The 12037-nt window shown below is 60.8% G+C and carries 10 protein-coding genes; all 10 read left to right on the top strand.

The features are described from left to right. A complete protein-coding gene (bamA, locus tag AADV58_RS10995; protein ID WP_028995466.1) occupies positions 1 to 2283 on the top strand; it encodes an outer membrane protein assembly factor BamA in 2283 nt (760 codons plus the stop codon). A 12-nt stretch (positions 2284 to 2295) separates the two neighbouring features. Next, entirely contained in the window at positions 2296 to 2802 is a 507-nt protein-coding gene (locus AADV58_RS10990) for an OmpH family outer membrane protein (RefSeq protein ID WP_043421568.1), read from the top strand. Beyond that, entirely contained in the window at positions 2802 to 3851 is a 1050-nt protein-coding gene (gene lpxD / locus AADV58_RS10985) for a UDP-3-O-(3-hydroxymyristoyl)glucosamine N-acyltransferase (RefSeq protein ID WP_028995468.1), read from the top strand. Before AADV58_RS10990 ends, lpxD begins: the two co-directional genes overlap by 1 nt. 4 nt (positions 3852 to 3855) lie before the next feature. Beyond that, the gene (fabZ, locus tag AADV58_RS10980) at positions 3856 to 4290 is read left to right on the top strand and encodes a 3-hydroxyacyl-ACP dehydratase FabZ (RefSeq protein WP_028995469.1); all 435 of its coding nucleotides are present in this window, start codon (positions 3856 to 3858) and stop codon (positions 4288 to 4290) included. Position 4291: 1 nt separating this feature from the next. Next, a complete protein-coding gene (gene lpxA, locus AADV58_RS10975) occupies positions 4292 to 5062 on the top strand; it encodes an acyl-ACP--UDP-N-acetylglucosamine O-acyltransferase (RefSeq protein ID WP_028995470.1) in 771 nt (256 codons plus the stop codon). A 1-nt stretch (position 5063) separates the two neighbouring features. After that, positions 5064 to 6212, top strand: coding sequence for a lipid-A-disaccharide synthase (lpxB, locus tag AADV58_RS10970; RefSeq protein ID WP_028995471.1), 1149 nt, complete (start codon positions 5064 to 5066; stop codon positions 6210 to 6212). Beyond that, positions 6200 to 6790 carry a ribonuclease HII gene (gene rnhB, locus AADV58_RS10965; protein WP_028995472.1) on the top strand — a complete coding sequence of 197 codons (591 nt, stop codon included), beginning with the start codon at positions 6200 to 6202 and terminating at the stop codon, positions 6788 to 6790. Before lpxB ends, rnhB begins: the two co-directional genes overlap by 13 nt. Further along, positions 6787 to 7590 carry a TrmH family RNA methyltransferase gene (locus AADV58_RS10960; RefSeq protein ID WP_051295455.1) on the top strand — a complete coding sequence of 268 codons (804 nt, stop codon included), beginning with the start codon at positions 6787 to 6789 and terminating at the stop codon, positions 7588 to 7590. Before rnhB ends, AADV58_RS10960 begins: the two co-directional genes overlap by 4 nt. 16 nt (positions 7591 to 7606) lie before the next feature. Continuing rightward, positions 7607 to 8671, top strand: coding sequence for an NADH:flavin oxidoreductase/NADH oxidase (locus tag AADV58_RS10955; protein WP_281984353.1), 1065 nt, complete (start codon positions 7607 to 7609; stop codon positions 8669 to 8671). 73 nt (positions 8672 to 8744) lie between these two features. Beyond that, the gene (locus tag AADV58_RS10950) at positions 8745 to 11993 is read left to right on the top strand and encodes an autotransporter domain-containing protein (protein WP_081700240.1); all 3249 of its coding nucleotides are present in this window, start codon (positions 8745 to 8747) and stop codon (positions 11991 to 11993) included. Positions 11994 to 12037: the final 44 nt, after the last annotated feature.

Genomic DNA, 12037 nt, shown 5'->3' with positions numbered 1-12037 from the left:
ATGAAAAAAAACCTGTTGCCTGCCCTGATCGCCGGACTCTTTGCCCTGCCCGCGATGGCTTTCCAGCCTTTCGTCGTCAAGGACATCCGTGTCGAAGGCATCCAGCGTACCGAAGCCGGCACCGTGTTCAGCTATTTGCCGGTCAAGGTCGGCGACACACTGAACGACGACAAGGCTGCGCAGGCCATCAAGTCGCTCTTTGCCACCGGTTTCTTCCGGGATGTGCGCATCGAGGTCGAAAAGGATGTCATGGTGGTTGTGCTGCAGGAGCGCCCGGCCATCTCGTCGCTGAATTTCGTCGGCATGAAGGAATTCGAGAAGGAAGCCATCGTCAAGGCGCTGCGTGAAGTGGGCATCGCCACCGGCCGCATCTTCGACCGCTCGCTGCTCGACAAGGCCGAGCAGGAGCTCAAGCGCCAATATCTTTCGCGCGGCAAGTATGCCGCAGAGATCACGACGACGATCACGCCGCTGGAGCGCAATCGCGTCGGCATCAATTTCAATATCGTCGAAGGCGAGGCGGCCAAGATTCGTCAGATCAACATCGTCGGTGCCAAAGCGTTCAAGGAAAAGGAACTGCTCGGCCTGTTCGAGTTGACCACGCCGGGCTGGATGACCTGGTATTCGAAGAATGACCAGTATTCCCGGCAAAAGCTGTCGGCTGACCTTGAGAAGCTGAAGTCCTTCTATCTGGATCGTGGCTATCTGGAATTCAATGTCGATTCCACGCAGGTATCGATCTCGCCGGACAAGCAGGACGTTTTCATTACGCTCAATGTCACCGAAGGGGCGCGTTTCCGGGTGTCATCGGTCAAACTGGCCGGCGACCTGACTTTGCCGGAGGCTGATTTCCGCAAGTTGATTCAGGTGCGTCCCGGCGAGGTTTTTTCCCGGGCAAAACTGAACGAGTCCACCAAGGCGATCAGTGACCGCCTGGGGACCCAGGGTTATGCCTTTGCCAACGTCAATGCGGCACCGGAAATCAATCGCGAACAGAATCTGGTGGACTTCACCATCTTCGTCGATCCGGGCAAGCGTGTTTATGTCCGGCGTGTCAATGTTACCGGCAATACCAAGACGCGTGATGAGGTCGTTCGCCGTGAGATACGGCAGATGGAAAGTGCCTGGTACGATGCTGACAAGGTAACGGCCTCCAAGGAACGTATCGACCGTTTGGGATTTTTCTCCGATGTCGCGGTCGAAACTCCGCCGGTGCCGGGAACATCCGATCAGCTTGATGTCAATGTCAAAGTGACGGAAAAGCCGACCGGCAACCTGATGCTGGGTGTCGGTACTTCAAGCACCGACAAGGTCATTGTCTCGGGCTCGATCGCTCAGAACAATTTCATGGGTAGTGGTAACAACGTATCGATTCAGGTCAATTCGGCAAGTTCTGGTCGGACATATGCTTTGTCGTACACCAATCCCTATTTCACGACCGATGGGGTCAGCCAGGGGTTCGATATCTATCACCGCACGATGGATACCAGTACGCTTTCGAGTACGGCCAACTACAAGTCTACTTCGACCGGTGGCGGTATTCGTTTCGGGTTCCCGATCAATGAGTTCCAGTCATGGTCGGTCGGGATCGCAGCGGATACGACGACGATCGATTTGTTCGATAACTCGCCGGATTATTACGAGAAATATGTCGAGAGTTTTGGCAAGACGAATATTTCTTTCCCGTTGACCCTGGCCTGGGTCAGTGACAGCAAGAATAGTTTCTTCTTCCCGTCCAAGGGAACGTATCAACGCGCAGGCCTGGAGGTTGGTCTGCCGGGGGGCGACCTGACTTACTATCGGGCGAATTACCAGTTGCAGCATTTCATTCCCCTGTCGAAGCAATTTACCTTGCTGCTGGGCGGCGATCTTGGTTATGCATCAGGCTATGCCGGAAAAGGCTTGCCGTTCTTCAAGAATTACTACGCCGGTGGTGTGGGTTCTGTTCGCGGTTACAAGGGGAATTCTCTTGGCTCGACCCAGACGATTGATGAAGATGGCAATCGGGTTGGGGGTAACCGTAAACTTGTTGCCAATGCTGAACTCCTCTGGTCCCTGCCTGGCTTCGAAAAATCGGCCAGACTCGGGGTTTTCTTCGATGCTGGCCAGATTTATGCGTCCAATGACAAGTTCGCGATATCCGATCTGCGCTACTCGACGGGGTTGAGTGCGGCCTGGATTTCGCCGATCGGGCCTTTGAAGTTCAGTATTGGCAGACCGCTCAACAAGAAGAGCAGCGATGAGACTGAGTCCTTTCAGTTCCAGTTGGGCACTACTTTTTAAATCAGGAGTTTCATGTTGAAAATCAAAACTTTCCTTCTTGCCTCCCTGTTGTCCGCCATGAGCCTGACGGCTGTCAGCGCGGCCGAATTGAAGGTGGGTTATGTTGATACCCAGCGCATTTTCCGCGATGCTCCGGCAGCGCAGCGTGCGGCCAAGAAGCTGGAGACAGAGTTTTCCCGTCGTGATCAGGAACTTCAGCGCATGGCCAAGCAGTTGCAGGGGCTGCAGGAGTCCCTGGAGAAGAACGCTGTGACGATGGCTGAATCCGAGCGTCGTGCCAAGGAAAAGGAATTCGGCGATCTGTCGCGCGAATTCCAGCGCCGTCAGCGCGAGTTCCGCGAGGACCTGAACCTGCGTCAGAACGAGGAAAACGCGGCGGTGATCGAGAAGGCCAACCGTGCCATCAAGCAGATCGCAGAATCGGACAAGTTCGACCTGATCCTGCAGGATGTGGTCTGGGTCAGCCCGCGTCTGGATATCACCGAGCGCGTCATCAAGGCGCTGTCCGACGGTAAGTGATGCAGCAACCGGCGAAGGTCATTTCCTTCACGCTTGCCGAGATCGCCGCCCAGCTGGGCGGCGATGTGCTTGGGGACGGCGATATTCGCATTTTCCAGGTGTCGACCCTGGCCGCGGCGGGTGAGGGCGAGATCGCCTTTCTCGCCAATCGCAAGTATCGCGGCCAGTTGCAGACGACCCGGGCAGCGGCGGTGCTGCTGTCGCCAGCCGATGCGGCGGGATATGCCGGCGCCTGTATCGTTACCGCCAATCCCTATGCCTACTATGCGCGGGTGGCCAGTTTGCTGAATCCGGTGCAGGCCGGGTTCTGTGGTGTCCATCCGGGCGCAACTGTCGATTCCGTCGTGCCGGACAGCGTTGCCATCGGGCCTCAGGTCTGTATCGGCCGTAACGTCGAACTCGGCGACAGTGTCGTCATCCATGCCGGTTGCGTGATCGGTGATGGCGTGCGTATCGGTGCCGGCAGCATGCTGTACCCGAACGTTACCGTCTATCATGGCTGCGAACTTGGCGAACGCGTGATCATTCATTCCGGTGCCGTGATCGGCGCCGATGGTTTCGGTTTTGCACCAGAGGGTAAATCCTGGGTCAAGATTCCCCAGATCGGTATCGTGCGCATCGGTAACGACGTCGAAATCGGTGCCAACACCACCATCGACCGGGGGGCACTGGAAGATACGCTGATCGGCGATGGCTGCAAGATCGATAACCTGGTCCAGATTGCCCACAATTGCCGGATCGGGCCGAACAGCGTGCTTGCCGGTTGTGTCGGTATCGCCGGCAGTGTGACCATGGGCGAGCATTGCGTGGTTGGCGGGGCCGGCATGGTCACCGGTCACCTTTCGCTGGCCGAGGGAACGACCATCTCCGCCGGTTCGCTGGTGATGAAGAGCATCAACGAACCGGGGCAGCGGTACACCGGGGTCTTCCCGCTCGATACTCACGACGATTGGGTGCACAATGCTGCGCACATCCGTCGTCTGGGGAAGTTGGCAGATCGCGTTTCAGAACTTGAGAAAAAACTTAAAGAAATAGAAATAAGGGACTGATTAAATGGATATTCATGAGATTCTTGAGCACCTGCCGCATCGCTACCCCTTTCTGCTGGTCGACCGTGTCGTCGAGGTGGTTCCGGGTGAGCGCATTCACGCCTACAAGAACGTCACCATCAACGAACCTTTCTTCATCGGTCACTTTCCCCATCACCCGGTGATGCCCGGCGTGTTGATCATGGAAGCCCTGGCCCAGGCGGCTGGCATCCTGTCGTTCAAGACGCTGGAAGAAAAACCGTCGCCGGATAACGTGTTCTATTTTGCCGGTATCGACGAAGCACGCTTCAAGCGTCCGGTGATGCCGGGAGACAGGCTGGACCTGTTCGTCACCATCGAGCGCCAGATGCGCGGCATCTGGAAGTACACAGCCGAAGCCAAGGTCGATGGTCAGCTGGCCGCTTCGGCCAAGCTGATGTGCGCCAAGCGGGACCTGTAAGATGATCCATCCGACCGCCATCGTCGATCCCGGCGCCAGGCTGGGGAGCAATGTCGAAATTGGTGCCTATTCGATCATCGGCCCCAATGTCGAGATCGGTGACAACACCGTTGTCGGTCCGCATGTGGTGATCACCGGGCACACCCGGATCGGTCGCGACAACCGCATCTTCCAGTTCTGTTCGCTCGGTGAAGCGCCGCAGGACAAGAAATACGCCGGCGAGCCGACCCGGCTGGAAATCGGTGACCGCAACACCATCCGCGAATTCTGTACCTTCAACCTCGGTACGGTGCAGGACGCCGGCGTGACCCGGGTTGGCGACGACAACTGGATCATGGCCTATGTGCATATCGCCCATGATTGCCAGGTCGGCAACAAGTGCACCTTCGCCAACAATGCCTCGCTGGCTGGCCATGTCGTCGTCGACGACTGGGCCATCCTCGGTGGTTTTACCGGGGTTCACCAGTTCTGCCGGATTGGCGCTCATGTGATGACCGCGGTCAGTACCGTGATCCTGCAGGACGTGCCGCCTTACCTGATGGCCGCCGGCAATACCGCCCAACCCTATGGCATCAACGTCGAGGGTCTGAAGCGTCGCGGGTTCACGCCGGATGGCATTACCGCGCTCAAGCGCGCTTACCGGACCATCTACAAATCCGGCCTGCTGCTTGAGGAAGCGCGGGCCAAGCTGACCGAAGAAGCCAAGACCCAACCGGACCTCCAGCGCTTCGTCGATTTCCTGGCGGTTTCCAAGCGGGGCATCATTCGCTGACATGACGGCTGCCGTTCGTATAGCCCTGGTGGCGGGCGAAGCCTCCGGCGACCTGCTGGGCGGCCACCTGATCGCAGCGCTGAAGCAGCAGCTTCCCGGTGCCGTTTTCTACGGTATCGGCGGGCCGCGCATGCAGGCGCAGGGCATGGATTGCTGGTGGCCGATGGGCAAGCTGTCGGTCATGGGCTACTGGGATGCGCTCAAGCATTACCGGGAAATTTCCGGCATTCGTCGCCAGTTGAAGAAGCGCCTGCTCGACCTGCGCCCTGACATCTTCATCGGTATCGATGCGCCGGATTTCAATCTCGGCCTCGAGACCGCCTTGAAGCAGGCCGGTGTGCCGACCGTGCACTATGTCAGTCCGTCGATCTGGGCTTGGCGCGGTGGGCGGATCAAGAAGATTGGGCAGGCGGTCAAGCGCGTGCTGGCCCTGTTCCCGATGGAGCCGCCGCTGTATCAAAAGGCTGGCATCCCGGTCAGCTATGTCGGACATCCGCTGGCTGACATCATCCCGCTCAAGACCAGTCGTCAGGAAGTACGTGAAAAGTTGGCGTTGCCGCGTGATTATCCGACCTTCGCGCTGTTGCCGGGCAGCCGTCGCGGTGAACTCGAAGCCATGGGCGACCTGTTCGTGCAGACGGCCAAGTTGATCCGCGAGCGCTTTCAACCCGATGCGGTATTTGTCGTGCCGCTGGCCACGCGCGAGACGCGCCTGCAGTTCGAGGCCGCGATCTATCGCCAGCACGCAGCCGACATTCCGTTCCGCCTGCTTTTCGGCCATGCCCAGGATGCTGTCGGGGCGGCCGATGTGGCGCTGATCGCCAGCGGTACGGCGACCCTTGAGGCAGCGCTGGTCAAACGGCCGATGGTGATCACCTACAAGATCGCCAAATTCTCGTACTGGTTGATGAAGCGTATGGCCTACCTGCCTTACGTGGGGCTGCCCAACGTCCTGTGCGGCCGTTTCGTGGTGCCGGAAATCCTGCAGGACGAGGCGACACCGGAAAATCTCGCCGAGGCGCTGGTCAAACTGTACGAGGACAAGGAAAACGCAGCGGCAATTGAGGCGGCGTTCACCGACCTGCATCTGCAGTTGCGCCAGAACACTGCCGAAAAAGCCGCCAAGGCGGTGATCGAATGCCTGCGCTGATCATCCCCGAGGGCCTGGTCTGCGGCATCGACGAGGCCGGGCGGGGGCCACTGGCCGGCCCGGTCGTCGCAGCGGCAGTGATCCTTGACCCGAGTCGGCCGATCGACGGCCTTAACGACTCCAAGAAGCTCTCGGAAAAGAAGCGTGCTGCCCTGGCTGTCGAAATCCGGGAAAAGGCGCTGGCCTGGTGCGTGGCTGAAGCCAGTGTCGAGGAAATCGATACGCTGAACATCCTGCACGCCACCATGCTCGCCATGACCCGCGCCGTCGCCGGCCTGCAGGTCAGCCCCGAGCGGGCGATGGTCGATGGCAACCGCTGCCCGAAACTGGCCATCCCGGCCGAAGCCGTGGTCCAGGGCGACGGCAAGATCGCCTCGATTGCCGCTGCTTCGATCCTGGCCAAGACCGTGCGCGACACCGGCATGCTGGAATTGCACCGGACCTATCCGCAATACGGCTTCGACCGGCATATGGGCTACCCGACTGCCGCACATTTCGCCGCGCTCGAAGCCCATGGCGCTTCGCCCGTGCATCGCAAGAGTTTCGGGCCGGTCGCCCGGCAATTGTCGCTGCTGTGAAACTGATCCAGTCCCGCGACAACGCCTTCTTCAAGCAATTGAAGCGCCTGGCCGAGTCCGGTCGCGAGCGGCGCAAGGCCGGGCAGACGCTGCTCGACGGCCTGCATCTGGTCGAAGCCTGGGAAACCCACCGGGCACCGGTCGAACAACTGGTGGTCGCCGAATCGGCGCTGGCGGGTGGCGAGATCGCTGCCTATGTCGGCCAACGGGATTGCACCGTGCTGGCCGATTCCCTGATGCGGGAACTGGGTATCGTCGAAACCCCGAGCGGCCTGCTGGCCATCGTCGAAACCCCCGTGCCGGCCGCGTCTCCCGATGTGCACGCCGATGCCGTTCTGCTCGATGGCGTTCAGGATCCGGGTAACCTGGGCAGTCTGATACGCACTGCGGCGGCGGCAGGTGTTCGGCAGATACTGCTCTCTCCGGGTTGTGCGGCGGCATGGTCGCCCAAGGTGTTGAGGGCGGGGCAGGGCGCGCATTTCGTCGTGAATGTTCATGAAGAACTTGATCTGGAACATTTCATGACCGTGTATTGCGGTGTTACAGTGGTCACTTGTCTCGCAGATTCGACCTCCTTGTTCGATGTCTCGCTTGATGGTCCGCTGGCCTGGGTCTTCGGCGCAGAAGGCACCGGTGTGCGGCCGGCGCTAGTCGAGATTGCTGCCCGCCGGGTCCGGATTCCCATGCCCGGGGCGGTTGAGTCGCTCAATGTCGGTGCCGCCGCTGCAGTCTGTCTGTTTGAAATGGTCAGGCGCCGGAACGTAATGCCAGCTGAAGGTCAGGGAGCCGGTATATCGTGATTTTTTGGAAAGCCTGATGTCCGCCTTGTTTGAACCGCTGACGCTGCGCAGCCTGACCCTGCCCAACCGCATCGGCATTCCGCCGATGTGCCAGTATTCCGCCACCGATGGCCTGGCCGGTGATTGGCACGCGCAGCATTACGGCTGCCGCGCCGTCGGCGGTGCCGGCTTGCTGATCGTCGAGGCCAGCGCGGTGCTGCCGGAAGGGCGGATCAGCCCGGGCGACCTGGGGTTGTGGAACGAGGCCCAGATCGGGCCGCTGGCCCGCCTTGCCCGCCTGATCGAGAGCCAGGGTGCGGTGCCGGCGATCCAGCTGGCGCACGCCGGGCGCAAGGCCAGCGTTGGCCGCGGCTGGGAAGCACAATCTACCTTGAGCGCGGAAGCGGGCGGGTGGACGGCGGTGGCGCCGTCGGCCATCGCTTTCGAGGGCTATGCCGAACCGCAGGCGCTGGATGCGGCCGCTATCACCGCCGTGGTGGCAGCGTTTGCCGCGGCGGCAGGGCGGGCGTTGACGGCGGGTTTCCGGATGGTCGAAATCCATGCCGCGCACGGTTATCTGCTGCACCAGTTCCTGTCGCCGCTGAGCAACCGGCGCGGCGACGAATACGGCGGTAGCTTTGCCAATCGCGTGCGCTTGACGCGCGAGGTGGTGGCTGCCGTACGCGCCGTCTGGCCGCAGGAACTGCCGTTGCTGATCCGCCTGTCGGCGACCGACTGGGTCGAGGGCGGCTGGGATATCGAGCAGACGGTGGCGCTGTGCCGGCTGCTCAAGGAAGACGGCGTCGATCTGGTCGATGTCTCGTCCGGCGGCCTGATTCCGAGTGCAAAAATTCCCGCCGGGCCCGGCTTCCAGGTGCCGTTCGCCACGCGCATCCGGCAGGAGGCCGGTTTGCCGGTGGCGGCCGTCGGCCTGATTACCGAACCGGCGCAGGCCGAGGCCATTGTCGCCAACGGCGAGGCCGACCTGGTGCTGGTCGGCCGCGAAATCCTGCGCAATCCTTACTGGCCGCTGCAGGCGGCGCAGGCGCTGGGCGTCGCTGCTGCCTGGCCGGCGCAGTATCTGCGGGCAATGCCGCGCTAGTTGCCGGCCAGGGTGTAACGCCCATGTAACAGCATCCTCATAGACTCGTGGCATTTTTTCACGGGGGCTTTGGATGAATCCTGTATTTCGGCGTTTGCCGCTGGCACTGGCAGTGCAGACCTTGTTCCTTTCCCAGGCGTATGCGGCGAGTTTCACCGTCGGTGCTGGTGATACCAATACCAGCGGTCAGACCATTGCCAGTGGGGATACGGGATCGGTAGCGGCCACCGGCGTACTGACGACGTCGGGTGCGACCGTTGCGGTGACGGTCGGTGCCGGCACCACATCGCTCACCAACAGCGGTACCATCAGCCAGACTGGCAGCGGACGCACGATTGACGCCAATACGGGAACACCGGTACTGAGCATCACCAACAATCAAGGGGGTGTGATCACCGCCAGTGGCAGCGTCGCGATCCGCTTCAACCGGGCGGCCGGCAGCTATCTGCTCGACAACCAGGGGACGATTTCGCAGACCGGTCCGGCGATCAATGGCGAGCGGGCGATCAAGGCCGATGCCAACTACAGTTCGACCAACAACCGGATCATCAACGGCTCGGTGAGCAACAGTGCGGCGGTCATCAGTTCGACCGGCAATGATGCCTTGCGTCTCGGCACCAACTTCACGCTGACCAACTATGGCTCCATCTTCTCGACCGGTTTGGTGAACACCAGCTGTCCGGGCTACATCGGCGCCGGCTGCGTCAACGATTATTCGGCGGCGGATGGCGTGGCGGTCGAGAATGGCCGTTCGAATGTTGCCATCCTCAACTACGGAACAATCACCGGGCCGCGTCATGGCATTGATGGTGGCGATCCGGTTGCGGCGAATGCCGACGCCGATCTGATCGGTATCGACCGCCTGGTCGTCACGGCGACCGGGCCGAACGGCGTCACCTTCGATAAGGTCGTTGGGGCTGTCACGACTTCCGGCGTCAAGATTGACGATACGGTCGTGATCAACTATGCCGACGGCGTCATTACCGGCAACAACGGTTCGGGTGTTGGTCTCGATGGTCACGGCGTGGTCATCAACTACGGCACGATTACCGGAAACTACGCTGGTGCGGGCAATGTATACGACCACGAGGGGCTCGGCCTGACCACCAGTAACGGTGACGGCGATGGCGTCGATATCGACGGTGTGGCTTATGTTGAGAACTGGGGCAGTATCCGCGGGACGGGCGCAGGCGGTCTCGATTCTGGTGGCAATCCCAACGGTGCTGACGGTATCGCAGCCGGCGGCGGTACGATCATCAACCATGCTGGTGCGACGATCTACGGCCAATCCAAAGGTATCCTGATCGATGACGGGGCCAACGGTACCGCCGTAGCGGCGGGGCGAGGAACGTCGTCGACCAATCCGGCCAGTGCCCGGATATTCAACGAAGGCAGCATCGTTGGTGAGAACCGTACGGCGATCGGTTTGGTCGGCAATTTCGATGATGTATTGATCAACTACGCCAGTGGCAGCATTACTGGCGGCGCCGGTTCGACGCTGGTCGACGAGGCAGCCAGCACGACTGCCGGTGCTGCGGTCCAGATGGGCGGTGGCGCCGACTCGCTGACCAACTACGGCAGGATCGAGGGCAGGAACGGCATGGCCATCGACATGGGCGACGGCGATGATGTCCTGAAGCTGTTCAATGGTGGCGGGACGGGTGTTGTTATCGGCAGCATCGCCGGTGGTGCCGGTATCGATACGCTGGAAACCGGGGGCACGCAGCGTTTCGCCAGCGGTACGCTGAGCGGCTTCGAGCGTTTTGTCGTACGCGCTGGTAGTACGGTTTTCGACTATGGCCTGGGCGCTGTCACGTCCTTGCAGGTTGATGCGGGTGCCAGCCTGCAGGTCAACGGTCAGTTCTCGACCAGCGGGAATATCGGCGTTGACGGTACTTTCTTGCGGCCCAGCGGCAATGCGCTGCGCAATGTCAGCGTTGCAGGAGACCTCGCCTTCGGTTCGACCTCGTTGATCGAGATGGGGGTGGGGCAGGGCAATGCCAGCGACCGCTTCACGGTTACCGGAACGACTACGCTGGCTGCCGGTTCGACGATCAAACCGATTCCGCTTGCTTACGTAGCCAACGGCGCTCAATACACCCTGATCCAGGGGGGCGTATCCGGTGTGACGACGCTGGCGGCGGACGCCGATTCGGCGACGGTCAGTTATGCCCTGAGCAATGTCGGTGGCAATTTGATCCTGACGGCCAGCCGTAGCAACTCGATGGCGACCCTGGCCGGTGCTGAGGTCAGCGGGCTGGCAGGTGTACTGGAAGCGCTCGGCCAGGGCGGCAGTTCTTCGTCCGATGAATTGCTCGCAGCGCTGGATAACCAGCCTTCACAGGCTGCCTTTAGGCAGGCGTTGGGACAGATCGCACCGGTCCGTTCGGGGGCTGCGTTCCAGTCCTCACAACTGTCGTCGGGGATGCTGATGTCGGCATTCAGTAACCGTGGCGTTACCGGGTCCGGACGTGGCATTGCCGGCGGCGATGCTGCCAGCGGTCGCTTCTGGGTGGAGGTGCTGGGCGCTGCCGGGCGGCAGGATTCACGCGCCGATGTCGGCGGCTATCGTACCGGCGCCGGTGGTATTGCCTTCGGCTTCGAGAGTGATCGCTCGGGACGGGACGTGATCGGCTTGTCCGGTGGATATACCCAGGCTAGGGTTAATGGTGTCGACATCGCAAACGGCGACGATTTGCGCGTCGACGGATATCATCTTGGCGGGTATTTCAGCCGGGCGGAAGATGCGATGACGCTCGACGCCTCGCTGCTGGCAGCCTACAACAAGTACGATAGCCGGCGTCGGGTTGATATTCCTGGTTTTTCCGGTCAACTGTTCGGCGACTATCATGGCCTTGGCGTCAGCGCCCGGTTTGAGGCTGGATTCCCGTTTGCGATCGCTCAGGGATGGTCCGGTCGCTGGCTCGCCGGTGCCCGTGCCGCCTTCCTCAGCACCTCGGCTTATGCCGAGACAGGCAATGCTGCCGCCGCACTGCGCATCGATGATGGCAGTGCCACCTCGCTGCAGTCAGTGCTCGGTGTCGAACTGAATCGGCAGTTGTCGTCGTCCAGCTTGTTGAGCCTGCGTACCCGCTACCTGCATGAGTTCGCCGATGCGCCGGAAATCCGTGCCAGCCTGAGCAGCGGTGGGGCAGCATTCACGATCGACGAGCAAAAGCCCAAGCGGGACGCGTTGCAACTAGGACTGGGCTATCGTCAGATCGTTGGTGATGGGATGACGATTTCCGTGAATTACGACGGGGAATTCAAGTCTGAGTCCCGCTTGCATCAGCTGACGGCTCGTGTGCTCTGGCATTTCTGATTCCGGAACGAGTCGCTTCAGAAGAAACCGGACGGCTAAGCCCG

The organism is Azonexus hydrophilus, assembly GCF_038368255.1.
GTDB classification, from domain to species: domain Bacteria; phylum Pseudomonadota; class Gammaproteobacteria; order Burkholderiales; family Rhodocyclaceae; genus Azonexus; species Azonexus hydrophilus.
The sequence above is the reverse complement of the archived record's forward strand: the minus strand, read 5'-3'. Positions and strand labels throughout refer to the sequence as shown.